Here is a 444-nt window from a genome sequence, read left to right as displayed (position 1 = left end):
GTATTGGCCCGGATAATCTGGGTACCACATCGGAACTGCAATTCGAGCGGCTTCCAGTGCTTTAAGGGTCGCCAACTCCAAAGGTTTGCCGTCTTTATCCGTTGCCAATGCCATGCTACCCAGTACGCTGCCTGTTTTTACTCGTGCAGGGGAATCTGCGATAGACACTTCTTGGTTTGCCAAACGGCCAGCGTAAATACCTACTGTTGAGTTTTCTTTGTGAACTTGAGGAACGACAGTGATGTACTCACTTGCGATATCAGTCGGCACACCGACTGTCGCCGCTAACCACTGCGCCCATGTTTCCCCATCGACGGCATCATTATTGATGCCAGGCAAAGTGCAGATCATGAACACTTCACGACCTAACTTGGCTTTCAGTTCAGTGCGAAAAGCAACCGCTTCTTCAAGAACCGTCTTACCTGTCTCAGGTTTATCTAGTAC

1 protein-coding gene is annotated in these 444 nt (G+C 49.5%); it reads right to left on the bottom strand.

What is annotated here, in order from left to right:
- Positions 1–444: DUF2586 family protein (locus OW491_RS17950; protein ID WP_290037264.1), on the bottom strand; the 444-nt coding region annotated here is incomplete at both ends.

Source organism: Neptunomonas sp. CHC150, assembly GCF_030397555.1.
In the GTDB taxonomy this organism is placed as follows: Bacteria; Pseudomonadota; Gammaproteobacteria; order Pseudomonadales; family Balneatricaceae; genus Neptunomonas; species Neptunomonas phycophila.
The sequence above is the reverse complement of the archived record's forward strand: the minus strand, read 5'-3'. Positions and strand labels throughout refer to the sequence as shown.